The sequence below is a fragment of the Micromonospora sp. NPDC005254 genome (genome assembly GCF_042872525.1).
In the GTDB taxonomy this organism is placed as follows: Bacteria; Actinomycetota; Actinomycetes; order Mycobacteriales; family Micromonosporaceae; genus Micromonospora.
In genome coordinates this window covers 499769-524232 of record NZ_JBIAKM010000001.1, presented here as the reverse complement: position 1 = coordinate 524232, position 24464 = coordinate 499769, and the positions used below count along the sequence as shown (strand labels likewise).

The 24464-nt window shown below is 66.4% G+C and carries 23 protein-coding genes and 1 tRNA gene; 4 read left to right on the top strand and 20 right to left on the bottom strand.

The genetic code is table 11. From position 1 onward, the window contains the following. Positions 1–1344 precede the first annotated feature (1344 nt). The 10 genes from ACFYPR_RS02520 to ACFYPR_RS02475 form a co-directional block, all read right to left on the bottom strand. Positions 1345–1818, bottom strand: coding sequence for a hypothetical protein (locus ACFYPR_RS02520; protein ID WP_387258402.1), 474 nt, complete (start codon positions 1816–1818; stop codon positions 1345–1347). A 34-nt stretch (positions 1819–1852) separates the two neighbouring features. After that, positions 1853–2863, bottom strand: a complete 1011-nt coding sequence (locus ACFYPR_RS02515) for a hypothetical protein (RefSeq protein ID WP_387258400.1) — start codon at positions 2861–2863, stop codon at positions 1853–1855. A gap of 323 nt (positions 2864–3186) precedes the next feature. Further along, a complete protein-coding gene (locus ACFYPR_RS02510; protein WP_387258398.1) occupies positions 3187–4623 on the bottom strand; it encodes a tyrosine-type recombinase/integrase in 1437 nt (478 codons plus the stop codon). Next, positions 4620–4805: an AlpA family transcriptional regulator gene (locus ACFYPR_RS02505; RefSeq protein WP_030329852.1), complete on the bottom strand. Its 186-nt coding sequence runs from the start codon at positions 4803–4805 to the stop codon at positions 4620–4622. The genes ACFYPR_RS02510 and ACFYPR_RS02505 overlap by 4 nt, the downstream gene beginning before the upstream one ends. After that, on the bottom strand, positions 4802–6556 hold the full coding sequence (locus ACFYPR_RS02500; RefSeq protein ID WP_387258396.1) for a replication initiator: 1755 nt from the start codon (positions 6554–6556) through the stop codon (positions 4802–4804). Before ACFYPR_RS02500 ends, ACFYPR_RS02505 begins: the two co-directional genes overlap by 4 nt. After that, on the bottom strand, positions 6553–7095 hold the full coding sequence (locus ACFYPR_RS02495) for a DUF2637 domain-containing protein (RefSeq protein ID WP_387258394.1): 543 nt from the start codon (positions 7093–7095) through the stop codon (positions 6553–6555). Before ACFYPR_RS02495 ends, ACFYPR_RS02500 begins: the two co-directional genes overlap by 4 nt. Beyond that, positions 7092–7283, bottom strand: a complete 192-nt coding sequence (locus ACFYPR_RS02490; protein ID WP_387258392.1) for a hypothetical protein — start codon at positions 7281–7283, stop codon at positions 7092–7094. The genes ACFYPR_RS02495 and ACFYPR_RS02490 overlap by 4 nt, the downstream gene beginning before the upstream one ends. 3 nt (positions 7284–7286) lie before the next feature. Then, complete coding sequence (locus tag ACFYPR_RS02485) at positions 7287–7541, bottom strand: hypothetical protein (protein WP_387258390.1); 255 nt, start codon at positions 7539–7541, stop codon at positions 7287–7289. Further along, entirely contained in the window at positions 7538–9133 is a 1596-nt protein-coding gene (locus ACFYPR_RS02480; RefSeq protein ID WP_387258389.1) for an FtsK/SpoIIIE domain-containing protein, read from the bottom strand. The genes ACFYPR_RS02485 and ACFYPR_RS02480 overlap by 4 nt, the downstream gene beginning before the upstream one ends. Positions 9134–9308: 175 nt before the next feature. After that, positions 9309–9704 carry a transcriptional regulator gene (locus ACFYPR_RS02475; protein ID WP_091402451.1) on the bottom strand — a complete coding sequence of 132 codons (396 nt, stop codon included), beginning with the start codon at positions 9702–9704 and terminating at the stop codon, positions 9309–9311. Between the two features lie 465 nt (positions 9705–10169). Here ACFYPR_RS02475 and ACFYPR_RS02470 point away from each other — a divergent pair, with 465 nt between their 5' ends. Beyond that, positions 10170–10613, top strand: a complete 444-nt coding sequence (locus ACFYPR_RS02470) for a hypothetical protein (protein WP_387258386.1) — start codon at positions 10170–10172, stop codon at positions 10611–10613. Here the strand turns inward: ACFYPR_RS02470 and ACFYPR_RS02465 are convergent. The 4 genes from ACFYPR_RS02465 to ACFYPR_RS02450 all read right to left on the bottom strand — a co-directional run bounded on the left by ACFYPR_RS02465 (position 10603) and on the right by ACFYPR_RS02450 (position 13041). After that, a complete protein-coding gene (locus tag ACFYPR_RS02465) occupies positions 10603–11370 on the bottom strand; it encodes a glycosyltransferase family 2 protein (protein WP_387258384.1) in 768 nt (255 codons plus the stop codon). The genes ACFYPR_RS02470 and ACFYPR_RS02465 overlap by 11 nt on opposite strands. Positions 11371–11397: 27 nt before the next feature. Next, complete coding sequence (locus ACFYPR_RS02460) at positions 11398–12219, bottom strand: GntR family transcriptional regulator (protein ID WP_387258382.1); 822 nt, start codon at positions 12217–12219, stop codon at positions 11398–11400. Between the two features lie 149 nt (positions 12220–12368). Further along, positions 12369–12614 (bottom strand): precorrin-4 C11-methyltransferase, encoded by a 246-nt coding sequence (locus tag ACFYPR_RS02455; RefSeq protein ID WP_387258380.1) that lies wholly within the window; start codon positions 12612–12614, stop codon positions 12369–12371. 91 nt (positions 12615–12705) lie between these two features. Continuing rightward, positions 12706–13041 carry a hypothetical protein gene (locus ACFYPR_RS02450; protein ID WP_387258379.1) on the bottom strand — a complete coding sequence of 112 codons (336 nt, stop codon included), beginning with the start codon at positions 13039–13041 and terminating at the stop codon, positions 12706–12708. Between the two features lie 549 nt (positions 13042–13590). Here ACFYPR_RS02450 and ACFYPR_RS02445 point away from each other — a divergent pair. Next, a complete protein-coding gene (locus ACFYPR_RS02445) occupies positions 13591–14013 on the top strand; it encodes a GntR family transcriptional regulator (protein ID WP_387258378.1) in 423 nt (140 codons plus the stop codon). A 182-nt stretch (positions 14014–14195) separates the two neighbouring features. Here ACFYPR_RS02445 and ACFYPR_RS02440 read toward each other — a convergent pair whose 3' ends face one another. After that, positions 14196–17246, bottom strand: coding sequence for an Eco57I restriction-modification methylase domain-containing protein (locus ACFYPR_RS02440; RefSeq protein ID WP_387258376.1), 3051 nt, complete (start codon positions 17244–17246; stop codon positions 14196–14198). Positions 17247–17963: 717 nt separating this feature from the next. Between ACFYPR_RS02440 and ACFYPR_RS02435 the strand changes: the two genes are divergently transcribed. After that, positions 17964–18386: a hypothetical protein gene (locus ACFYPR_RS02435; RefSeq protein WP_387258374.1), complete on the top strand. Its 423-nt coding sequence runs from the start codon at positions 17964–17966 to the stop codon at positions 18384–18386. Between the two features lie 672 nt (positions 18387–19058). On the opposite strand, the gene ACFYPR_RS02430 is transcribed toward ACFYPR_RS02435, so the two are convergent. Beyond that, a tRNA-Tyr gene (locus ACFYPR_RS02430) sits at positions 19059–19142 on the bottom strand. A gap of 147 nt (positions 19143–19289) precedes the next feature. Here ACFYPR_RS02430 and ACFYPR_RS02425 point away from each other — a divergent pair. Beyond that, positions 19290–19784, top strand: a complete 495-nt coding sequence (locus ACFYPR_RS02425) for a YajQ family cyclic di-GMP-binding protein (protein WP_354854339.1) — start codon at positions 19290–19292, stop codon at positions 19782–19784. A 64-nt stretch (positions 19785–19848) separates the two neighbouring features. Here the strand turns inward: ACFYPR_RS02425 and ACFYPR_RS02420 are convergent, their stop codons facing one another. The 4 genes from ACFYPR_RS02420 to ACFYPR_RS02405 form a co-directional block, all read right to left on the bottom strand. After that, entirely contained in the window at positions 19849–20373 is a 525-nt protein-coding gene (locus ACFYPR_RS02420; RefSeq protein WP_387258372.1) for a dihydrofolate reductase family protein, read from the bottom strand. A 189-nt stretch (positions 20374–20562) separates the two neighbouring features. Beyond that, positions 20563–21822 carry an MFS transporter gene (locus ACFYPR_RS02415; RefSeq protein WP_354854343.1) on the bottom strand — a complete coding sequence of 420 codons (1260 nt, stop codon included), beginning with the start codon at positions 21820–21822 and terminating at the stop codon, positions 20563–20565. A gap of 141 nt (positions 21823–21963) precedes the next feature. Further along, positions 21964–22839 (bottom strand): zinc metalloprotease HtpX, encoded by an 876-nt coding sequence (gene htpX / locus ACFYPR_RS02410; protein ID WP_354854345.1) that lies wholly within the window; start codon positions 22837–22839, stop codon positions 21964–21966. A gap of 111 nt (positions 22840–22950) precedes the next feature. Continuing rightward, positions 22951–24429 carry an NADH-quinone oxidoreductase subunit N gene (locus ACFYPR_RS02405; RefSeq protein ID WP_387258370.1) on the bottom strand — a complete coding sequence of 493 codons (1479 nt, stop codon included), beginning with the start codon at positions 24427–24429 and terminating at the stop codon, positions 22951–22953. Positions 24430–24464: the final 35 nt, after the last annotated feature.

Below are 24464 nucleotides of genomic sequence, written 5' to 3'. Positions count from 1 at the left end.
AAGATTGCTCCTGTCGGAAGGTCTCGTGGGGTAGTGGAGGTTCCACGATCGTGCCACAGCACGGGCAACCAGAGAAGTGGTGGCCGCCCGACTGGCACCACCGTCTGTTACTTCCCGCCGTTCGGCCCACCGCCCTCGTCGCACTGGGCCAGATCACGAGCTTGCGAGACAGTTCACCGCTGCGCGCAGTGCTGAAAACGACCTTCAACGCAATCCGGGTCCACCTATAAGCACTCGACACATCCGGTTCGAACGTTACGCTCAGTAACATCGGCCTGTGCGACCCGAACGCGCGCCTTAAGTCCGGCCATCGACCACCATACCGGCTCCGCGCCATCTCGCCAGTACCTCGTCGGGTTCATTTCACATGGACGACGCCTCCTGCCGCCGCTCGACCATTAACAGCATAGATGCAGCTCACCTGCGCAATCCCATCGACCCCCAAAGATGCAAGTTGCGTGCGCCATCAGGCGTACGGGCGCTCAAGCCGGCGTCGCGGTGTCCTACCGCAGCAGTCTGAACGGGGCCCACATTTCGGCCTCCGGCACCTCGTGGGCCGCGAAGTACCCACCTTGTTCCAGTGGCCCCAGCATGGAGACACCCCTCGACGTAGCTGCGTGGCGGGACCCGTCGCCATGGCGCTGGGGGCCACGTCCGGCAGTTGGGCCCAACCCTGTGGCAGCCGAGCAGGAGCAGAGCCTCCTTTGGGGCACCCCGGGTGCTCTACCCGGAGATGCACCTTGGGCATGGTGAGCCAACCAATGTGCTGGCCCGGGCAACCCCAACCCCAGCAGCCCGAGCCGGTTCGTCAGCAACATCGCAGCCACGACGCCGGTCGGCGGCGAGGCACCAGGAGGGTGACACGAGCCCTGTGCAGAGCCGGTCGTGCACATCAAGAGACAACGGCCTTCGGTTGCAGGCCGATCTGGAGCGGCATCCGTCAGGAGATCGCCTCCGGTTCCCGGAGCACGAGCATCCGCAGCAGACCTCACAGCGACATGATCAACATACCCACAGCCAGTCGGTAACGGCTGGACGCGGCCGGACTCGGCCGGACAAACGACAACGGCCCCCGATCAGCATCTCTGCTGGTCAGGGGCCATGTCTGCACCTGGTGGCGGGTAGAGGATTCGAACCTCTGTAGCTTTCGCGACGGATTTACAGGGCGTCCGTGATCTTGCGCGCCGCAAGCTCCATGAGCTGGCGTTTCTCTCTGGAAATCCGCCCGCTGACACTCGACCGCCCACTATCTGCCCACGCCCACCACGGCACGGGACGCAGAACGCGGGTGTCGCTGCCATACCTACAGACTTCGGCTTTCCACAAGCTGTGAGGAAGCGAGCGTTACGCGCCAAGCAGCCGTGGAAACTCTGCAAGGAAGACCGAGCGAAGTCGTTTAAGCAACATTCCCAGCAATAGTACGAAGTGTGCGAGTGACGCCGTCACAACTACAGACCAGGGCCGCTGCGCATCCTCTATTCCAGCGAGCGAGCATACTCCCAATATGATCGCAACTAGGAGGCCGACGCCAAGTGTGTAGGTAATGTTTGCCTGCAGTTCATGGAGGAGTCGATATTTGTGTGCGTTGTCGGCGCTGACCTTGCCGGTCGGTCGACCTTGAAAGCGGGCGGCAGTGTCAAATAGCAGAACGAGCAGGTTGAACAATAGCCCAGTAAGGATGGACAGCGCGGCAAGTAAATTATCGATTCCCTTGACATGCCAAGAGAGAAGGTAGGCGGCCACCCCAACCAGGACTGGCAGTCCGTAGAAGAAGATCAGGTCTGAAATCTTGACGCGACCATTCCTGGCATCGCGCATAGTATCAAGGTGATCCCGGATGATCGGAAGTACACTAGCCTTCATCATTCGCTATCACTAGCTTCCTGGCAAGGATGTCGGCCGTCCAGAAAAACTCCGTGCCGGCATAGTCGGACTCGCGAATAGACAGATCCGGCGCTAGCTCCGCGACCACCTCAGCGGCGACCTCATACACGACGCCGTCGGTGGGGCGACCGCTCGGAATCTTCTTGTTCTCCGGAAGAGGGAATGTTACGCGAGGGGGGCGTTCCTGAGTCACGGTGAGTGTGCGCATGGACTTGCCGACCTTCACCTCAAGTTTTATGTCGTGGTAGTCCAGGCCACGAATCTCTAGCAGTGCCGGGAGGCTGTTGTCGTTCAGCGCGTCGCGTACCTTCTGCTTGGGAAATGCCAACGCACGGTCCGGCTTAAGGACTAGCTCCATGATTCCCAGCTCTTCTTCGTGAGCACCCAGATTGTACTGATCCGCAACGTCGCTCGGAATCCCATAGCGCACTAGACGGATCTTCTTCAGTTCACCTTCTTCGATGGATGCCTTGACTGCTGCCTCAGGGGCCAGCGGACTGAGTTCGATGGAGAAACCAGGGAATCTTGCCGAGAATGTACGTGTGAGAATGTGGTCTAGTGAGGACTTGAGCCCTCGGACGCCGACGCGTTCTGTCAGGAAGATCCCGGCCAACGAGTTATGTGGGATTACGAATAGGTTTCGTAGGGGGATTAGCTCAGCCTCGTTTGCTTGGCGTTCGTATGTATCCTGATGTGTTTCAACATCACGTAGAGTCGACTGGTGTCCGTGGCTTCCTGAGCGGACTGTTGTGTAAATTGACCGGTCATCGGCCCGCACCGTTTCGGCGATTAGGTACTTTCCCTCATCCTTGTGCTGGTATGGAGTATTGGTTAGGCCGTTAAAGAATGCGTAGAGGAAGGGTGCAAGGTCGGAGGCGGACCCATCAAAGTTGTCAAGGGGTAGGTAGTTGTCGGAAGACTTTGATGACATTCGTGGGCGGACTCTGATGGTGTAGGCGGCGAGGCTGTATTCCGGCATAAGTTCCTCCGGTGGGTGATGGGGATGTCTCGTCACCCTAGTTTCGAGCGCAGATCTGACCGTGTGTCTGTAAGGAACCGGTCAGCAGTCGTTGGCGAAGGCGGGGAGCGAGCGCAGCGGGTGCCGTACATGTGTTCTAAGTTACGACCTGGGTGCGACATGCAGTGGAACGGAAGTCAGGTCGTGGGCCGCCCAGCATGCTCGCCCAGTTCATCGACACCGACATGACGGCGTTGAACGCAGAGGTGGTTGCGGAAGCCCGACGGTTGGTCGAGAGCGACCCCGGACCGGTCGGAGAGGCTACTTCCTGACTGGCAGGGGGTTTATCCGAGGGCTTCGCCGATCTTGTCGTTCATGGTGTCGTCTCCGCCGTCGATGCAGTTGGCGTAGACGCGGAGCAGAACGGCGACGCCGTGGCCCAGGCGCCGGGCGACCTCGGTCGGCGGGACACCGGCATTCAGCCAAAGCGAGGCCGCCGCGTGCCGCAGGTCGTACGGCCGGCGGACGAGCGGCGAGGCAACCTGCGATTCGGTCAACGCCCTTTCGCGAGCGAGCTTCCACCAGCGGTCGTAGACCGACTCGGACAGCGGCCCACCGTGCAGGCCCCGGAAGAATCGACTGTCCGGGCCGACCCCGTGATTCTCGACGTGCGCGCAGAGCAGCTCGACGAGCCGGGGCGGGATCGGGACCGTTCGAGTCTCGGCCCTCCCCCGGTGCTTGAGTCCACGCCGCTCGTGGGAGCCGCCATCGTCGGTCCAGTGCGAGCCGGAGCGCGGCGAGGTGCCGGCGAGGACCAGGCGGCCCCAGCGATATTCGATCTTTTCGTGCTCGCAGGACCGGGAAGGCTTGACCGCCGCCAGGTCGTCGAAGTCGGCCCCGCAGTCGGCGCACCGGCCGGCAAGGTCGCAGTCCTCCCGCCGTAGGTCCGCGGCTTCCGAGGGACGCATCCCGGCGTAGTAGAGGCAGCCAAAGAACGCGGTGACCTTGTCGGCCCGTTTGCCGAGAGATTTCACCGCCTCCAGCAACGTGGCGACCTGGGCTGGGTTCGCCACCACCCGCCGGTCGATGGACTGGGCGACCTCTGGGGCGGTCCACTGGACCCGGTCAACCGGGTTCGAGGCGATCAGCTCCAGCTCGACGGCGTACCCGAGCACGTTGTAAAAGGTGGCCCGCTTCCGCTGGACGGTGGAGGCAGCCGCGGGCTTGCCGTCGAGGCGTACGCAGAGGCTGTCGAGGACTCGGCGGACCATCGCGGGCGAGTCGAGTTCGACTACCGGGAGGGATGCGGTTTCCAGCCAGGCGAGCGCCGCCGCGTGCTCGGGCGGGATCTCGTCGGACCAGCGGCGCGGGTTGAGGCCGTAGAGGTACAGCGCCTCACGGAGCAGGGCGTCAGTCGGTCGGCCCCGCTTGGCCGAACGGGTCAGGGTCACCGTGATGGAGGTCAGCGCCTCGACGATCGAGCGCCGGGTCTTGGCCGCCGCCCGGGGCCACTTCATCTCGACGTACGCGCGGCTGTGCGCGTACCAGGTGGTGGGGTTCTTGGTTCTGGCCTCGGAGACGGGGCGCCCGGTGGCCGGGTCGAAGGGCTCCCCCGCGTTGGCTGCCTGGACCAGCTCGGCGCGGAACGAGTGCGCCAGGGCCTTGGTACGGAACATGTCCTCGAAGCGCTGGCCGCTCACCGCCCAGCGGACCCGCCACGGCCGAGCCTTCCGGTCGGCGCGCTTGCCGATCTCCCAGATCTGGACCTCGTAGCTCTTCATGCGGCGTCCTGCTCCAGGTCGCCGAGCCACCGACCGAGCGCCGACCGGCGGACCCGAAGCTGCCCGTTCGGGAGCTTGATCACCCGTGGTCCCTTGCCGGTCTGCCGCCAGTAGAACCAGGTCGAGCGCGGTACGCGCAGCTCGGCGAGCACTTCCGGCACGGTCAACAACTCCTCGTTCACTGCGGTTCCTCCCCGTCGTGCTGTGCGCTGTGCTGAGTTGCCGAAAGATCTGCGGACCCCTGCGCGGCCCGGTCCTTGGCGGCGAGCAGTTCGGATCGCCAGCGGGCGCGTTCGCTGATCGACCGCATGAGCCGGTGGGTTATCGAGCCGACGTCGGGGTCATCGGGTCTGGCGAGTTCCCAGGCGTGCCGGACCCGTTCGGTGGTGTCGCCCTGGTCGTTGACGAGCTGCGTGCCGTCGGTGGTGACGCCGAGCAGTGCCCGTACCCAGGCCCGCGCGTCGTGCTTGTGGTCGGCGAGGGTCTTGCCGGACCAGTCGCGGGAGATAAGGATGCGCCGGCCCCCGATGCCGAGGGTGTCGCGCTGGTGGACCTTGCCCTTGCAGCGGCCGGGCTTGAGCTTGGCGTGTGCCTTCTTGGGCTGGACGCCGTACAGCAACCAGTTGGCGCAGCGGTCGGTGCAGGGGGTCCGCTGGAGTTGCTGCCAGAGCCGGTCGAGGTGCTTGCGTTGCCGGTCGGTGGTGGCCTTGTGGCAGTCGCCGGTGTGCTTGGTGATGTATTTCGTGACGTACCGGATGGTGCGTTCGGCGTCTTCGGTGCCGGGCATGACGCCGCGGGCGTCGACCTGGGCGCCGAAGCGCACGACGTGGACGGGTTCGGGGTCCGGGTCGTCGTCGATGGTGTCGAGGGCTTCGCTCCAGGTCGTCAGCGGCTCGCGGGTGTCCGGGTCGACCCATGCCGCCGCCTGCTCGTCCCAGATCGGGAGCCGGTCGAGGGTGTAGCGCTGGACGTCGACCGACGGCCACCAAACCTGGTGATAGGTCGCTGCCGCCACGGTGCGGAGCACGTCGCGAGGGATGGTGCCCCGGATGGCGAAGTGAGCGTGTGGGGCGAGGCGACGTTGCGGCTCGACGCAGCCGGCGTACTGGACGTTCCAGCCCTCGCACCGCCGGAGGTTCTGCCAGAACCGGTCGAGCAGCCGAGGGAAGTGAACGGCGTCCCAGGCGGCGCGGCGGTAGTCGTACCTGGCCGGGTTGACCGGGGTGCCGTCGGGGCGGACCGGGCCGTACGAGTCGAGGGTGAGGGTCAGCCACATCGACGGTTGGTAGGTGGAGCCGTCCGGGGCGGTGTAGGTCTTGCCGACGGTGCGGCGCTCGATCTTGCGTCGAGGCAGTTCGGGGGCGTCCTGGCGTCGCTTGGTGGAGCGCTTGCGCCGTGGGCCGGGCTCGTCGTCCTGGTCCTCGTCGTCGGTGGCGTGGGGTGGTCCGACCCGGCCGCGCAGGCCCTCGGCGGCGATGGCTTCCTCTACCTCGCGGATGGCCTCGTCGAGGTCGGTCACCTGGTCCCACTGGGCGGCGCGTACGGCCTCGTCGCGGGAGAACTCCAGGTGTGCGCGGTACAGGATCAGGGACTTTTGTGCTTCCGTCGCGGGTTCCGGGCCGGGTAGTGGTTCATCGTCGCGGTGCCAGCCCTCGCGGATTTGGGCCTGCCGCAGGCGGCGGTTCTTCTTGGCGCACGGCGGGCACTTTTCCTCGCGGGTCGCCCCGCAGGGCAGGTCGATGACCTCGGTCAGGCCGGTGTCGAGGTCGGTGCGGCGCATGGCGAGCGGGCGGACGCAGACGCCGTACTCGATGGCGATGTCCTTGAGCACGTCGATCGAGCGGGGCAGCGCCATGCGGGCCGCCCGCGACCCCGGCCGAGGAGCAACCGGGGTCGGGGCGGGTTCGAGGCCGGGCAGGGTCGGAGCCGTCATCGGATGATCCCGACGACCTGGGGCCGGTTGGGCTGGACGCCACCGGCCGGAGGCAGCACCGCGACTGATGCCGGCGGCATCACCGGAGCCGGCGGCGCGGGTTCGACGGGCTGCGGCTCGTCGTACCAGTCGCCCTGCGGCTGATCGGGTTCAGGAGCCGGCGCGGCGGTGGGTGCGCTGGACAGGACGACCTTCACCAGGGCGAGGAAGGCCAGTGACGGCACCGCCGCGACGATCCAGCCCCAGACGGAGGGTTCGGCTTCGGCGACCTGGGCGGCGAGGGAGAGCAGCGCGAACGCGATCAGGAGGACGCCGACCAGGCCGACGGGTCGGCCATCTTGGCGGCGGGCGCGGATCTCCAAGCCGAGGTAGATCGCCATCAGCTCGACGGCTACGGCGTTGGCCCAGCCGATCCATTCGGGCTGGCCGTGGGCGACGGTCAGGTCGTGGACGTGGGTGAAGGCGGCGGCACCGGCCATGATCCCGATCGCGAGCAGGATCAGCACCCGGATGCCCGACTCGGCTCGGTGGCGGATCATTCGAAGTCCCCTCCCGGGATGCGAATGGTCACGGTGATGCGGATGCGCTGCCCGTCGAGGTCACTGCGGCGGCGGACCATGTGCGCCAAGCCGTGCAGGGCGGCGGCGAGCCGGTCCGGGGAGCCGTTCAGGTCGATGTGCAGAGGCTTGAGGCGGTGGGTGCCGAGGAAGAAGCTCTTGAGGGACATCGGTTACCTCCGGGCCGGGGCGACGCGGGTACGGATGTGCTCGGGCGGCTCGCCGAGGGAGGCCACCGCTTCGGAGAGGCAGCGCCACAGCGCCCACGCCTCGTCGGGGGTCAGGTACATGCGGCGCCGGCCGCCACCGACGGCGAGATACACCGGGTACGGGTCGGGCCGGGCGGGATCGACGCGCACCGACACGGCAGTGCTGGTGGCACCGCCGTTGCCGGGGGCACGCAGCCGATAGAAGGTCGGGGCGGTCACCGCGGCTCACCCCCGTCGGTGTCCCGGTCGAGGAAGTTCAGCAGCGAGTCGGGCAGCAGTGGTCCGCGACGCTGCCGGGGCAGAGGCGGCCGGGCCGGTTCGGTGGCGGTTTCCCGGCCGACCTGGGCGAGGATGTCCGCCGCGTCGGCCGGGGCCGGGTACTCGGCGGCCAACTCCCGGATGTGGTCGTCGGAGATGTAGGAGAAGCGGACCCGGGCCGGCTCGGGGGTGCCGTCGAGGATCACGTAGCCGACGCCCCTGGCCCAGCGGGGCATCTGGTCGGCGAGGGCACCCCGGTTACGGGCACCATCGCCCAACACAAGGTCCACCTGAGCGGCCTCGGTCAGGCCGAGCGCGATCCGGGTCGGGAACAGGTCCCGGAACGGCAGCACCTCCTTGCGGGGGTCCTGCAACGCAGCCACCACCAGGACACCGACGCCGGCACCCTGCGACAGCAGCAACCCGAGCGAGCCGGCGATGCGCTTGCGCAGGTCAACATCCTGGAGGTACGCGGTCAGCGCCGCCATCTCGTCGATGACGACCACGACCAGGGGGTCATCCAGGGTCGGAGTGTGCACCCGCACCGCACCGGCAAGCCGGGTCTGCCGTTCCCGCATTACCGTCACGGCCTCGTCGAGCAGGTCGGCCATGGCCTCGAACGACTTGCAGGCAAACCGCGCGAACAGCGGCCGGCCCATGGCGAACTCCATGCCGCCCTTGGGATCGATCACCCACAGCCGGACCAGCCCCGAGGAGATCCCGCCGGCCAGGACGCGGACCAGCGACCACAGCACCGAGCCTTTACCGGACCGGGTGGCGCCGCCGATGAGGACGTGCGTGGCGAGTAGGTGCAGGCACCAGTGCCGCAGGTCTTCCCGGCGAGCCAGGGGTAGGGCGGTGAAGTCGGGCACCGATGGGACGTCGAATGGGTCGACCAGGGTGCGCAGCGCGTCCGTGCGGACCACCACCAGGTAGACCACTGACGGCCGGTCCCGGAACCGCAGCCGGTCCACCGCGCTCAGGACCAGCGCCCAGTAGCCCGATCGGATCGGCGGGTCATCGGGGCGCTCGGAGTAGACGCGGGCGTGCCGCCGGCCGAAGGCGTACGCCAGGTTCGCCGTTGCCTTCTGGAACTCCTCCGGTGTCTGGCCGCGGACCATGCGGATGGTCAGCACGTCGAGCGCCTGGTCCGAGCGGACCCGCAGCAGCTCCGGCATGACCGAGCGATGGTCGTACACCTTGGCCAGGCCGCAGAGCGTCATCGCCTCGCGCCAGGCCCGCCGGTAGACGAAGAGCTGACGGAAGCGGCCGAGGATCGGCCCGGCGCACCATGTCCACCAGGACGACTCGTGCCGCCACCGCCACAGCGCCGACACGGCAGCGGCCAGGACCACGGGCACGATCACGCCGGACCGGCCAAACTCGCGGTAGAGGCTCACCCCGGCCGCGACCAGGCCGACGGCGACCGGGTGGCGAAGACACCACCACAGGCCCCGCCACATCCACCGCAGCACCAGGCCGACCGCGATCAGCCAGACCGGCAACTCCAGCCGGCGCGGCCGGATCACCATTAGGTCCCCGGCGGTGGTCATCACGACCTCGCCACGCGGCCGGCGCATCATCGCGCAGCCGCCACGACGGGCCACCGCAGGACGGCAGGCATACGCTTGGACATGTCACTACCTCTCTCAGCAGAGCAGGGGAAAGGGACAGAGGGCGGGGCTGCCGTCCGCCAAGACCTGACAGCCCCGCCCCCACCAGATGCGGCTACTGCGCCGCCTTCGTGGCCACGCCCGCCGGGGCACGCATCCCGGTCGCCCGCAGCGAGTACGCCATCCGACCGTTGTTGCCCACGTACGGCGTGACGGTCATGCCGTCGAACTCCACCGCCTCGAACAGGCCACCCGTCGGCGGAACCGGCTGGTAGTCCGCCGAGATCTTCACCGTCGTCTCCCGCGACCGCTTCCCCAGCTCCGGATCCAGGTCCATGACCCGGACCTGCCACACCCGCTGGCCGGTCAGCTTGTCCTTCGCCGGGCTACGCCGGCCGGTCTTCTCGTCGTAGTCCTCGACCTCGCCCAGAGACTCGGGCACCAACGCGCACCCCGCCGGGAACACGTCCTCACACCGCACCGCGAACCTCGTGCCGCCACGCAGAGCCATAGCTCAACCTCCAACTTGTTAACTTGTCTGCCAAGTTGCGTTCCAAGGTAGACGGCGCTTGGCAGACAAGTCAACAACCTCTCCCACTTGGTCCAATGCCCGAATGCTGGGGACTTGTCTCGAAAAGATGGACGAGGAAGACCTCTTAATACGACGACCAATAAATGCGCTACAACATGTAGCGCCATTACCGATGAATGGTGTAGCGTTCGGGGGTTTGCGTTTCGGGCACACCTGAAGTACGTTTACGGCAAGCTGCGCAGCGATGGCACATTCCCTTTCAGGAGATAGGAAAGCATGCTTTCTTTGAGCGTGTCGCTGAAAGCTTCGCGGGCCGTTGTCGTCTGCATTGCAATGGTCTTGATGGCTACGCTTCAGCTGATTTCCGTAGCCGGATAGCCCTATGGCCGGGCTCTTACCCAGGGCAAACGGGTAGGACTACCACTCCCTGGGTAAGAGCCCGACATGGCTAAGGGGAAGCAGGTTGCAAGCGTTGATGAAGGTCATGCACGTCCGGAAGGACTGGACGATAAGACCATTGAGGCCTTGGGCGAGCTGAGCAAAGCTCTAGAGACGATCCACCGGGTACGCGGGCATCTGTATTCGGCGCACCAACTAGTCGGCGGCGCGGATCTCACCCTTGACCGGGTCGTGAAGCTGCTCCACGAGGCTGGACACGGCGAGATGGCCGACCGGGTCGAGCGCGAGCTGTTGGGGCGCAACGTGCTACCCGGCCGGTGGACGTTCCAGATCGTAGAGGAGTTCGATGACGGCTACTACGCCGCGTTCCAGGAGATCGAGCGGGACGCGCGGGAGAAGCTAGCCGGCGGTCGGCGGCACATCTTCGAGGCGGAGATGAAGGAGCGGCGGCGTACCCACGGGATGCCGGGGCACGAAGCTACGCCGTAGCGCTAGCGCCGAAGCCGTTCGGGATCATCGAGGCCAGGGCGTTGGCTCGGGCCTCGATGATCCTCATTCGTGCGCGGTACTCGGCAGGTTCCCGGTGCGCGGCCTGGCTGGTGACCTGGCCGGGCCACTTGCGGTAGAGCAAGCCGTACTCCCGGGTGAAGTAGCCCGCGGCGACCGCGTTGGCTGCGAGCAGGAGGCCGGTGTCCTCGGAGGCGGGCAGGGCCATCCAGCCGCCCAGGGCGAAGACGAGATCTCGCCGCAGGCACAGGGTCGCCGGGTGCACCGAGGCCCGGTAGTCGTTGGCCTTCCAGAACGACAGGACGGAACCGCGGTCGATGAGCCCGCCGGCCGGATCCTTGTCCCAACCGGCAGTCGACCCGTCGGGCAGCAGATCGAGTACCCGCGAGGTGGTCCAGCCGATCTGCGGGTGCGCGTCGAATGCGGCGATGTCCCGGTCGAGCGCGCCGGGGGTCAGCTGGTCGTCGGCGTCCAGGACCTTGATGAGTTGCCCAGAGACTCGGGAAAGCGCGAGGGTACGGGCAACACCAGGTCCGCCGGGACGGCCGGTGCCCAGGCTGATCCGGGGATCGTCAGGTAGCGCATCAACCAGGGCGCCGGTCTGCCCGTCCTCCTGGACGAGCCATTCCCAGTCCCAGCCGTCAGGCATCTCCTGCTTGGCCAACGACTCGTAGGCGCCGGGCAGGTGCTCGATGCTGGGCGCGTGGACCGGGGTGATGACCGAGACGACCTGCGTCAAGTTAGGCGCCTTAGCAAGTGATATCCGTCAAGTTGGCCACCTTAGCAAGTGATGGGAGTAGACAAGCTCGGTGCGGTCGCCGGGCATCACCACGTCGGCAACCTCGACGACTCGACCAGTGGTGTCGGTCGAGGTCTTCCGCACGGTGAGCACGGAGACGCCCGGGTCGATGTCCAGCAACTCGGCCTCGTCTGGCGACGGCGGGCGGGCGCGGATCTCGTCGTCGATCCGGTCCAGCTCGATGCCGAGCGTGTAGAGCTGATGTTGCGTGCCGCCCGGCCACGGCTCCTTGCCTGCGTCGAGCAGGTCCGGGTTCGCGGCCACCAGGTCGTAGGGCAGGTAGGAGTACGACACGGTCAGCGGGGCGTTCTCGTGCCGCGACGATGTCCAGTAGACCCGGCGCAGCAGCGGCGTACCCGGCTCGACCTGCAAGGCCGCCGCCATCTCCGCATCAGCCTCCACCCGCGAATACTCGGCGTGAAACTTCAGATCGTCGACGGTCAGGCCGGTGTCGTGCTCGGTGGCGCCAGTCTTCAGCCGCTCGTCCTCGTCGAGCAGGACCCGGTCCTTTTCCCACTGATACCGCTCGGTGTTGCGACGCCGTACCCGCTGGCGGGGTGCCCGCACGTAGGTGCCGCGACCCTGCTCCGCGCGGACCAGGCCCCATTCCCGGAGCTGCCGGATGGCGTTGCGGACGCTTGTGCGCGACAGGCCAGAGGTGTCGGCCAGCTCGGTCTCGCTGGGCATCAGAGTGCCGGGCGCCAGTTCACCGCTCACGATCTTCGCCCGCAACTCTTCGGCGAGTTGCAGGTAGCGAGGGCGCCAGTCCCGGCCTTGCACACCGGTCACCGTACCCCCTAGACGTTCCAACGTCTGCCAGGTGGTCCCGCCGGCGGGCCGCTCAGGAACCGGCGGTACGGCTACCGCTGCTCGCGGTGGCCGCGCAGCGCGCAAACCAGGACTACGAGGAACGGGTGAGCCCTGACGGGTGTTGGCGCTCACCCCGTCTCTCCGGCCCGCTCGCCGCCATCTGCCGGTGTCAGCATCTCCAGCTGGGCGTATGCCAGCTCGTCAATGAGCCGGTCCACCTGCGCGGACGATAGGAGTACGGTCTGCGTCGCGCCATCTCGGGTCGCGTCGAGCTTCACGGCCAGGTCCCGGCGGGCGAATCGGTCGACGACCAGTTGGACGGTGACCCAGCCGGTCCGCTCTCGCCCAATCGTGCTGAGAAGTCCGCGGTGCATCGGGTCGTTCGGTCCACAGCCTCGACACCAGACCGGGCACACGACCGGCGGAATCGATGACGCCGGCTGCCCTTCCGTGATCGGAGCGCCCTCACTCATCGTCGGCCCCCTGCTGCCCGACGACCTGCGTCACCAGGTCGCTGAGTTGCTCGGCCAGTTCGACCGCCTGCGGCAAAGACAACTCAGCCCAAGCGTTCCCGCCCCGGCACGTCACGTGAACACCGACCATGGCACCACCCAGAGCCTCAGCACTGATGAGGTACGTGACGACGAGCCCGCCCGACCGACTCTCGCCGACCCGCTGCATCGGGCCACGATGGCGGCGGGCCATGTGCGACATCACCGGTGGCACAAGGTAGCCGCAGCGATCCGGGGCGCACCAGTCCGGGTGGTTCGTGACGGCGGCCGGCTTGTTCGTACGACTCATCGCGTCCACCGCCCGCCGTTGCCTCGGAAGACCTGAGCCCGCGTCATCAAGGGCGCAAACCGGAGCACAGGCAATACACGGGTAGCGCCTGCGGACCACCGCGGCGAGGAGGTCGTAAAAGCCGGGCGAGGACTCGACTGAACGTTGCTGCTGGCACGCCGGGCAGATGGGCGCCTCCGAGACCACCAGGACGAGAACCAATGGTGCCGACGATGAGAGCCGGACATCGCACCTCCACAGGTAGGCGGGGCCGGTGGCCAGCCACGGGGGAATGCGGCCAGCCACCGGCCCGGATGAAGGCACGGCGCACCGTCCGACGACGCGAACGGGTCAGGTGTCGCCGAGCCAACTTGTACGCGGCTACCGCAACCGGTCCGACAGGACGCCGCGCATCAGGTGCGACCGGGGGCGACACGGCACCACCCCTGATACGAGCCATCACCCCAGCCGCACACAGGAAACGTATCTACAAGTGGACGAGTTGTCTAGACGTCAAACCCTGTCGCTTGGTTGGCAGTTGGTAAGACAAGTGCCAGGTACGGTAAGCAGGTGCCCACCCCGCACTACGGCCAGCCCCGCTACCGCGCCATCGCCGATGAGTTGAGAGAACGCATCGAGAGCGGCGTCATCCCGCCCAGGGCCCTCTTGCCAGCCGAGAGCGCGCTCACCGCCGAATTCCGGGCAGCGCGTGGCACGGTTCGTCAGGCGATAGCGGCGTTACGCGAGGCAGGCTTGGTGGCCACCGAACACGGCCGCGGAACCTACGCAACCCCCCGCCGGCACGAAATTGGGCTAGACGAGAGTTCCGAGACGGAAACGCAACAGCGCCAAGTCTCCGCTGACGCGGAGCTCGCGGCCCTTTTCGCTGTCGAGGTGGGCGCGGCCCTGATAGAACAGCAGAGCGCAACTCGAACAAGCGGAGCCGTCGAGAAAGTCGTCAGAATTTACCGACTGCTTCAGACAGAGCAATAGGACAGCTCGACCTTCAATACGTCCTCAAAGTGGCCCGAGACGGGTTGAACGCATCGCCGCCTAGGCGCGCGTCCGACGCTCCGCTGTCGCCACGCCGGCCACACCACGCCCGGCGGCTTGCGCGAAAATCGGGGAAACCCGGGGCCGCCGCAGACGGTAGCGCCGAGTTTTCCGATTGGCACCTAAGCTCGTTCCGATGTTGTCTGGGCAGTCGCCCTCACTTCGGACCCATATTTCATTTCAATCCAGCGTCGCGCCGCATCGTCTAGACCGAAAAGGCTGAAGACGTCATTGTCGATGGCTGTACGAGCTCCCGCGATCTTCCGCGTCAAGACGGTTCTTTCGTGCGGGGTAGTCGTCCGCTGTAGCCGGTCGCATGCAAGCTCGATCTCCTCGGATAGAGCGATCATACGGTCGTGCGAGGCCTGTGCAGCTCTTCCGCGGACAGGTGGCACCGGCAGCGCCTTGAGATAGGGGGTACTGAACTTTCGGTAGCCTCCCTGAAACATTGGCGAGTTTTCGGTAGCGAATACAGAAAGAGCTTTCGAATTTAGCAGGGCAAGCAGATAGCGAATATCTACACTTCCCGGCCGTGGCGCCACACCAGCGACGCCAGCCGTGCCGGTGGCAAATAAGTTGCCGTTTCCCTGAGCGAAGTTTGCGACATCACTCAGACACGGCGTCAGGAGATGAGACCTCTCAAAGAATGGCGCCCGCTCTAGATACATCAAGCCGTACCATTTCCCTGAAAGTTCAGTGGCAGACTTGTTGAACCAAATTCGGGTCCCCAGGGCCTCCTTGTTTCGAGAGAGGTACGCCCAGGCGTTTGGAAACTCCTGAAGTTCCTCTTCGCTTAGGAGCTTGAATTCATCGCTCGTGCGGCGGTACGGGAAGAGCATTAGCTTCGCGCCGGACAGGATCCGGAAACCTCGGACGTCCCTCCCTCGAAGGATCGGCGTAAGCAATTCGTCCTCAATACCCTCCGAGGCGGCCTGCTCCGGCGTGAACGTCAGCAGTTTGTCTGAGCCGGTTTGCACGCCAGTACCAAAACGCTCAACGATCTGTTCGAGGGGCGTTCCACCTCGTGCCAACTTATCGAGCACTTCTTTGCCTTGTGCGTCTTGAAAACTCCACGGAGCGCTCCCTAGGTCACTACGTGGAACATCGAACCTTTCCATTTCCAAGAGGTTGGCAGTCAAGCGTGAATAGGAAATATCCTGGCCGGACCTGTCCTTCTGAACAAGTATGATGCAGGAGTAGTTAGTCGCACGTTCAAAAATCTTCTCTAACCCAAAGTCCTTGACAGTGGACAGGCCTGAGGACGCCAAGAGCTCACGTAGACTCTTCGCTGCTGACGTATGGAAGAACTTGTTGGGGACAATAAAGCCCAGCCTGCCATCTTTGCCTAACAGGCGAAGAGCCTGCTCGACGAAGACGTAGTACAGGTCAAATTTGCCGGTGGCGCTCTGGAAATTGTCCTTCAGATAGGGAACTGTATCGGCCACGTGATAGCCGGCCATGAGCCATGGCGGATTGCCGACGATTACATCAAACCCGCGCCCGCCAGCGACAGTTGGAAATTCTGAATCCCAGTCGAAGGCATTGATTCGATGCTCAATGTCAGGAGATGGAATTAGTATCTGACTAGTATGAAAGGCCGCGCCTACAAGGCTGTTTCCGCACTTGATGTTGTTGTCGAGATTCGGTAGAGCGCGTTCATGAAAGAGTTCCATTTGGGCATCTACAGAGCGGTCAGTCTCACCTTCCAGCACCTTTAGAAGCAGGGCCAGCTTGGTTACCTCCACCGCTTGAGGATCGATATCGACCCCGTAGACGTGAGCCAAGAGGATCCGCTTACGCTCCCAGGGGGTTAGGCGCCACTCACCCCGTGCCGTTCTTTCCAGCCGGGCGGGCCGCATGCGGCTGTACCGCTCTGCCCCGTTCGCAAGGTAATGCTCAAGGTGCCAATCAAGAAGGTGCTGATACACCTCGATGAGGAAGCTTCCAGATCCACACGAAGGATCACAGACGTAAAAGCCACGCTTCGCCAGCTTTTCCGGAGTGGCACTCTCCAACCCAGGCCCCATCGCGGCGCTTACGATGTCTCGAACTATGCTTGTCGGAGTGTAAAAGACGCCACCAGCCTTGCGAACCTCCGGCTTATCCTCGACCGTGACGGACCTTCCCGCTAGGGAAATTACTTTTCCGAGGAACTGTTCGTATACCTGTCCTAAGATGTCAGGTGGAAGTACAGCAAAATCGTATGGCCCAGCGGGCCAGTAGAGGCGGCGCACAAAGCGTCGAAGAACATCAGCGCCGATCGCCAGCGTTGGCGTCAGGGTGTCAGGCGTATCATGTCGATTCTCTTTCCTTAGGTGAAAGAGGCCGCTGTTGTATTTTTCGTCCGCCCGGATGAACCTATTGATCAGCTGTCGATAACTGTCCGCTTCGTTGACGTCGGAAAGCAGCTGTCCGTACGGTTCCAAGCCCCTATCCTCGCATACACGAAGGAAAACGAGGCGGTCGATTGTCAGCTGTACCGCGAAGTTTAGCTCTTCAGGGGACAACGTGTTTAGAGCGGCGAGCTCGCCAGCTAGGAGGGTGCGCCACTCTTCAAGTTCTGACAGGAAGGCTTTGTCAACCCGCTGCCAGCCCCTAGACGTCACGGTCCGGCCGTAAAAGGACGAGATGGAACCCTCACCTACGGCTTCTCGACTAAAACGTTCCTCGACATAATCCCAACGCTTTACGTAGTCTTCGACCTTGAGGTAGTCCAGCAAGGCGACAGACGCCCTGTCTCCCGCCGCTGGTGGAACCCGACAATCGTATATAGACAGTTCCTGAAAGTCTGTTAGTAGACCGACAGAAAGCTGGCCTGAGTTCCATCCGTAGCGCCGCAACTGCAGTGCTGGCGCGGGATCTTCGCGAAGCCGAACCGAAGGCTTCTTGGCTTCCACCACGAACGCAGGCTCACCGAAGGTCTGAAACAGGTAGTCGGGGGCCTTTGTGCTGGCGCCAACCCTAAGGCGTGCCTCGGTGATAACGTCTCTGCTGTGTTCGGGGACATTCTGCTCGTTGGTAACGTCCCAGCCCAGGGCCTTGAAGAAGGGGTTGAGGAAGTCCACCCGAACTCGCGCCTCTAGATAGTTGGGTGATTCGAATTCGGCGCGGCGACCAATAAAGCGCTCAACCAATTCTTCCACTGCGGGCGGGACGGGCAAGAGATCCTCCAAGGGACAGCGAAGTGGGTTACTTTGCTCTAAATCTGCGGGCTGAGTTCCTGGCAGGCATCAAAGTTCGTGCCGACCCAACGATCCCAGCGCCTTGCCTTCTGGGACACCCCTTCTGATGGTCTGCTCTGAAGCGAGGGCTCTGAGCCTAGCTGGGCCAATAGATGCAAGGCTGCCGAGCGTCGTACCCGTGAGAGCGGGCTGGGTTGTAGATCACTCGCGCCCGATGCGTGTCTCCGTGTCTCCGCCTACCGCACGGCTCGACAAGCGGCATTTGCGCGGCGCGTCTCTGATCCCGTACGGCGTCGAGCGGGTGGCCGTTGAGCGCAGGACGGTCCTTCCTCCTAACCGCTCCGCCGTCGCCGACAGCGCCATCGCGGCCAGACGGTTGGTCGAAAGCGCTCAAGAGAGCAGCTGCCAGCCCTGACTCTGCTACCTGTGAGTCAAGCTCGGACCACCTGCCGGTGATGCGAAAGAGCTGCATCCCGTCTTGCTACACGAAACGGACGAAGGCGTCTATAGGCCAAGTGGGCGCTGTTCGCGCCACCGGCTCGCCCAAGGATGGCGACAGAGCGTCAGCGGCGGCAGGAAGCTGAGAAACTTGCTGTTGCCGGGTTGCGATCGATTGGGGCCATCGGCCAGCCTTACCTCGTCGGACCTTGACAGCTGCCCCGCTGACGGCAGGATCAGGTCGCCCTACTCTCCATCACGGAGCCTGCGATGTCGATGTACGGCCGCGAAGAGGAGACGTGGGACCGCTTCGCCGAGGTCGCTTTGGCCTTCTTGATCGAGCGAGCCCGGCTTGACAGAGTCACCTCCTACACCGAGCTCAATACCTCGCTGAAACGCCGGACCGGGCTTGCGGCCTTCGACTTTGAACGCGAGATCGACCGGAAGGCGATGGGCTACCTTTTGGGCTTAGTCGTAGAACGCAACCGACCGGTCACCGGGCTCATGATCTCCGCTTTGGTGCACTACCTGGATGCCAACGATGCCGGTCCGGGCTTCTACAGCCTGGCGAAGCAGCTAGGACTCCTCCCGCAGCGAGCAACGTCCGACGAGAAGCTGAGCTTCTGGATCAACCAGGTCAACGAGATCCATGCCTACTACTCGCCCAAGGAAGTCTCAGCAGCAGCGACCTGACATCACGGAACTAAGCGTGAGGAGCAGGCGGCGGACAGTGCCCAGGGGCCGACTCGTGATGCGTAGTTAGATGAGCTCATCTAGTCCCACGTGTCTAGTCCCACGTGTCTAGTCCCACGTGTCTAGTCCCACGTGTCTAGTCCCACGTGTCTAGTCCCACGTTGCTGCCGAATTCTTCTGTTTTGGATCAAGGCGCCGCGCTTCGCGCGGCGCGGGCGGTGAGCCGGCCGGCGGCAAGCCGCCCCGGCCGCCTCCGGCGCCGGGGCGGAGAGCCACCGACTGCCGCCGGACCGCCGCCCCGAAGTCGACTGATCCAGACGCACCACGACCAGAGCCAGGCGGCACGGAAGCCGGCAGGTCAACCTGATCGAGGGCCAGGGCTTCCGGCTGCCGCGCCAGTCCAACCCCGGGACTGGCTTGCCCCCGAGCTACCTACGCAGCCAGCTAAGCCCGCGGCAGCCTGAGCCGGTGCTCCAGGTGCGATCACACCGGGCCGGCAACTCCCGGAAAACGGGCGTTCGCAGCCCTCAGAGGAGCACTGAGAGGCATGATCGACCTGCCCACCATCTGCCCACAACCAGTCGTCAACGGCTGGACGCAGCCGGACTCGGCCAGACAAACGACAACGACCCCCGATCAGCATCTCTGCTGGTCAGGGGCCGTGTCTGCACCTGGTGGCGGGTAGAGGATTCGAACCTCTGTAGCTTTCGCGACGGATTTACAGTCCGCTCCCATTGGCCGCTCGGGCAACCCGCCAGGGCACCCCACCGCGTCGTAACGCGGCGGCGGAAGCAAGGATAGCGGCTCGCCCCGGGACCGACGCAACCGGGTACGGTCAGAGGGTCGTGCCGCTGGTCGGCGGCCGACGGCACGCCCAGACCGCCGGACAGCAGGAGCAGAAGCATGCCAGCGAACCCGTCATTCGACATCGTGAGCAAGGTTGACCGCCAGGAGGTCGACAACGCCCTTCGCCAGGCGGAGAAGGAGCTCGCGACGCGGTTCGACTTCCGCGGCACGGGCGCGGAGATCTCCTGGTCGGGCGAGGAGGCGATCGGCCTCCAGGCGGAGACCGAGGAGCGCGTCCGGGCCGCGCTGGACGTGTTCAAGGAGAAGCTGGTCAAGCGGAACATCTCGCTGAAGTCGCTGGACGCCGGCGAGGCTCGCCCGTCCGGCAAGGTGTTCAAGATCGACTGCAAGGTGATCCAGGGCATCGAGACGGACAAGGCCAAGGCGATCAGCAAGAAGATCCGCGAGGAGGGCCCCAAGGGCGTTCAGGCGCAGATCCAGGGCGACCAGCTGCGCGTCACCGGCAAGAAGCGGGACGACCTCCAGGCGGTCATCTCGCTGCTCAAGGGCGAGGACTTCGGCGTCGCCCTCCAGTTCACCAACTACCGCTAGCGGCACGAGCAGCCGGGCCGGCACCCGCAGGCGTGGAGTGCCGGCGCCACGGTTGCCGAGCGGTTCATCCCACGCTGTACCAGTGCGTGGTCTCGCCCGGGATGGGCGTCAGCCGCACCCGTGCGCCGCCCGGGTCGTCGAATATGCGCACCCCGTCTCCGAGCAGCACCGGAGCGAAGAAGATCAGGATCTCGTCGAGCAGGCCGGCCCGGACGCACTGCCGGGCGATGTCGGCGCCGAGGACGTTCACGTACGTGTCGCCGGCGGCCTCCTTGGCCTGCTCGACGGCGCTGTGCAGGTCGCCGACGAACGTGATGCCGTCCGGTGGCTCGGCCGGCGGCCGGTGGGTCAGCACGAACACCGGTCCGTGGTACCGGCCGCCGAACGCGCCCTCTTTCTCGGTCCCTCGGTTGGGGTCGTCGCCGCCGAAGGTGCGGTTGCCGGTCAGGATCGCGCCGACGTTGGCCAGGACGCGGTCCGCGGTCGGGTTGTCGATCGTGAGGTGTTCGGTCAGCCAGGACATGTCCCCGCCGGGGCCTGCGATGTAGCCGTCGAGCGACGCGGTCGCGGAGTAGAGCAGCTTGGCCATGGTTCCCCCCTCGTCGATGCCCATTCTGATGGACGCCACGCGGCGGCAGAAGTCATCGGGGCCACGTCCACTGAGATCGCTCGGGTTTCTGGATGTCGGGGCATCCTCGTCAACGGGACACCGCGACTTGCAGGAACCCGAGTCGATCAAGGCGCGGGGCCTGAGCGGACCGAGCCGGCCGGTGAGGGGTCAGACGGGGACGGGCTCCTCGGCGCGTACCGCCGAGGCTTCTGCGCGGGCGATGGGCCCGGCGGGCAGCGCGGCTACCGCGGCCCCGACGGCCACCGCCACCCCGGCGAAGACGAAGGCCCACGGCACGCCCCCGGCGTGATCCACGATCAGGCCGGCCACCGAGCCGCCGGCGGCGCTCGCCGCCACGGCCACCGTGACCACCCAGGTGTACGCCTCGTTCAGCATGCCGGCCGGGGCGATCCGGCCGACCAGGGTGTTCTCCAGGGTCAGCGCCGGCGCGATGGTGGCCCCACCGACGATCAGCGCCACGCCCAGCGCCAGTGGCGTGGGCATCACCGCGAACACCACGAAGGTGCCGGCCAGCGCGGCGAGCAGCAGGGCGAACTGGCGGGTCATGTTCGGCGCGGGCCGACGGACGCCGAACCAGAAGCCGCCGATCGCGCTGCCGACTCCCCAGACCGCCAGCAACAGCCCGGCCAGGCTCTCCGGATCGTCGGTGGTGGCGTTGCCGGCGTACGCCGGAACGATCACACCGGCGGCGCCGAAGGCGATGCCCAGCCCGGCCACGCAGACCAGCAGGGCCGGGAAGCCGCCGACCCGCAGCGGGCCGAGCCCACGGGCGTGGTGTTCGCGCGGGTGCGGACGCCATCCGCGCATCACGCGACCGAGGGCGACGGCGGTGGTGCCCACCAGGGTGACGACCGCTGCCCCGATCAGCGCGGCGGCCGCGTCGGCGACCAGCACGAAGCCGGCCACGAGCAGCGGGCCGAGCACGAACACGATCTCGAACAGCGAGGTCTCCGCGGCCAGGGCGGTGTTGCGCAGGGCGTACCGGCCGGAGGCGGGGCTGGTCAGCTCGTTCCAGGCGCCGCGGATGGCGGCGGTGAGCGGCGGGTACGTCGCACCGGCGACGCCGGCCGTCAGGTAGATGGCGGCGAGGGCGTCGTCGCCCGAACGGCTGGCCAGCAGCAGTCCGATGAGCGCCAGCGGGTGGGCCACGGCGGTGACGAGCAGCACCGGGCTCGGGCCGACCCGGTCGGCGATCCGCCCGGCCACCGGGCTGAGCGCGGCGCCGGCGACGGCGTAGATGCCGCCGGCAACGGCGGCCAGCGCGTACCGGCCGGTCACCTGCTCGACCACCAGCAGTAGCGCCAGCGGCGTCATGCCGATTCCGAGTCGCCCGATGATGCCGGTGACCAGCAGGATCGGCGCACCGGGGATCCGCCAGACACCCAGGTACTGACGCAGCGCGGCCACCGTGAACCTCCGAGCATGTAATGAGCGTGAGCGGTTATGACCCTAACGCCGCCGGTCGGGCGGGCAGTACCGGATATCGGCCCCGACACAGCACTCCGCCCGCACCCGAGGCGAGCGGGTGCGGGCGGAGTGCAGAAAAGATCAGCGCTGGAACTGCACGGGCCCGGAGTTGGCGGCCATCCGCTCCAGCCGGGCGACCCGGTCCTCCATCTTGGGGTGGGTGGAGAAGAGCGCGGCCACCGCGCCACCGGAGAACGGGTTGGCGATCATCAGGTGGGCGGTGCTGGTGAGCGTGCCCTGGGCGGGCAGCGGGCGTTGCCGGGCCACGGCGTCGATCTTGCGCAGGGCGCTGGCCAGGGCCAGCGGGTCCCGGCTCAGCTCGGCGCCCGACTGGTCGGCCTGGAACTCACGGCTGCGGCTGATCGCCAACTGGATCACCGTGGCCGCGATCGGGCCGAGGATCAGGGTCAGCAGCAGGACTGCCGGGTTGGGCGAATCCTCGTCGTCCCCACCGCCCAGCGGGATGAACCAGGCGATGTTGGCCAGGAAGGTGATGATGCCGGCCAGACCGGCCGCCACGCTGGAGATCAGGATGTCCCGGTTGTAGACGTGGGACAGCTCGTGCCCGATCACACCCCGCAGCTCCCGGTAATCCAGGATCTCGGTGATGCCCTGGGTCACGCAGACCGCCGCGTGCTGCGGGTTACGCCCGGTGGCGAACGCGTTGGGCTGAGCGGTCGGGCTGACGTACAGGCGCGGCATGGGCTGCCGGGCTTCGGTCGCGAGTTCGCGCACCATCCGGTACAGCTCGGGGAACTGCGCCTCGCTGACCGGTTGCGCCCGCATCGAGCGCAGCGCGAGCTTGTCGGAGTAGAAGTAGGAAATGCCGTTCATGACCAGTGAGATGAGGACGGCGATGACCAGGCCGCCACTGCCGCCGAACCAGTAGCCCACCGCGAGGATCAGGGCGGTGAGCAGACCGAGCAGCGCGGCGGTCTTCAGACGGTTGTGGTGCACGATCTCTCCTTCGGTGCACGGATCGCCGGGATCCGCTGACCGGTTCAACAACCCGGTACCCGTCAACCATCCGTCTCAACGCTGAGAACTCACTGAGATTGGAGTCGCAGGTCAGCGGGCGGCCAGATCCAGCACCAGCTGCGGGGCGAAGCCCAGCACCACGGCGGCCACCGTGGCCACCGCCAGCACCGCCGCCACCACACCCCCCAGCGGTACGGCCGGCGCCGCGGCACCCGATGTCGCCGTCGGCGCCCACAGCGCGGCCGTGACCCGCAGGTAGTACGCCAATCCGATCACCGCGTTCAGCGCCACCACCAACGCCAGCCAGGCCGCGCCGCCGTCCAGCAGCGACCGGACCACCGTCACCTTCGCGAACAGCCCGGCCAGGCCCGGCGGCAGCCCGGCCAGACCCACAAGCGCGAGACCGAGCGCCGCGCCCCGCCACGGGTGCCGGCGGGCCGCCCCGCGCAGGTCGTCAAGCGTGCCGCCGTCCGCACCCACCGGGCGCAGCGCGGTCACCCCGGCGAACGCAGCTAGCTCCAACACCACGAAGAAGACGGCGTACGCCACCGCGGCGGCGTACGCGGCGGACCGCGCCTCGCCCGTGCGGCCGGCGGCCAGCGCCAACGCACCCAGCGGGGCCAGGATGTAGCCGGCCTGCGCCACCGAGGACCAGGCGAGCAGCCGGACGGTACGCCGCTGGCGCAGCGCCACCAGGTTGCCGACGGTCATCGTGAGCACCGCCAGCAGGGCGAGCACCGGGCCGGTCTGGTCCGCCGGCAGCGCCCGCTGCACCACGGCCAGCAACGCGACGAGGCCACCCAGCTTCGACGCCGTCGACAGGTAGGCGGCCACCGGCAGCGGAGCGCCGTCGTAGGTGGCCGGCGCCCAGGCGTGGAACGGCACCGCCGCCACCTTGAAGGCCAGCCCGAGCAGCAGCAGCGCCACGGCGGCGGTGGTCAGCGGCAGGTCGCGCAGCTCCGACCGCTCGGCCAGCAGGGCACCGAGCCGGTCCAGGTGCAGCGACCCGGTCACCGCGTACAGCAGCGCGGCGCCGAGCAGGGTGATCGTGGTGGCCACCACGCTCACGACGAAGAACGTCACCGCCGCCTCGGCGCTGGCCAGGCTGCCCCGGCGCAGGCCGACCAGCACGTACAGCGGCAGGGTCAGCGTCTCCAGGGCCACGATCAGGGTGATCAGGTCGCCGGCCGCGCCGAGCACCACACCGCCGGTCATCGAGCAGGCGAGCAGGAAGGCGTACTCCCCCACCGGTGACCGCCCGGCCCGCAGCGCCGGCACCGACAGCCCGAGCACACCCAGGGTGAGCAGCGCCACCACCGCGGCGACCAGGGCCGCCCGCCCGCCGAAGACCCAGGAGCAGTCGGCGCCGACGCAGAACGTCCGCCGCTCGCCGCCCGCACCGACCACGGCGGCGCCGACGGCGGTACCGAGCGCGCCGAGCGCGGCCACCGCGACCGTGACCCGAGGCCGCGCCAGGACAAGATCGATGATCAGCACGAGTACGGCGGTGCCGGCCGCCAGGTACGCCGGCAGCAACGCCACGCTGTCCACACTCTGCACGGCGCTCATTCGGGCCTGCCCTCGTTCGCATCCACCCGCTGTGC